Source organism: Buchnera aphidicola (Pemphigus obesinymphae) (assembly GCF_026122815.1).
GTDB lineage: Bacteria > Pseudomonadota > Gammaproteobacteria > Enterobacterales > Enterobacteriaceae > Buchnera_C > Buchnera_C aphidicola_BJ.
This window is the reverse complement of sequence record NZ_JAIWQW010000079.1, coordinates 1-509: the sequence shown is the minus strand read 5'-3', so window position 1 is coordinate 509 and position 509 is coordinate 1. Positions and strand designations below refer to the sequence as shown.

Sequence of the window (509 nt, the reverse complement as noted above, 5' to 3'; positions counted from 1 at the left end):
AATAATTGTAGGATTATTTTGTAATGGTTCCAATACTCCTCCAATTCCAACACCTCCTGAAATATGAACATTTTTACCAATTTGGGCGCAAGAACCTATTGTGGCCCACGTATCTATCATACTCCCTTCGTCAATATAAGCGCCAATATTTACATAGGAAGGCATGAGTACTGTTTTTTTCCCTATAAAAGAACCTTTTCTTATTGTTGCAGGAGGTACTATTCGGATTCCTTCTTCTTTAAACTTTTTTTCATCATAATTTTTATATTTTAGTGGAACTTTATCATAATAAGCAGTATGTGCATCTTTTATTACTTCGTTATTCTTTAGATATAAATAAAGTAATATTGCTTCTTTTAACCATTGATGAGTTATCCAAACACCTTTTACTTTTTCTGCAACACGTAAAGTACCGATATCTAACATATTTATTACTTGATTTATAGCATCTTTTTCAGATTTACACATATTTTCATATTTAATACTGGTCTTTTTTTCAAAAATGTTTT

1 protein-coding gene is annotated in these 509 nt (G+C 29.7%); it reads right to left on the bottom strand.

Annotation, left to right across the window (positions count from 1 at the left end; all coding sequences use genetic code 11):
- Window positions 1-504 (bottom strand): 2,3,4,5-tetrahydropyridine-2,6-dicarboxylate N-succinyltransferase (locus LDP10_RS03180; protein ID WP_265197280.1); only part of this gene is annotated, 504 nt, incomplete at its 3' end.
- Window positions 505-509: the final 5 nt, after the last annotated feature.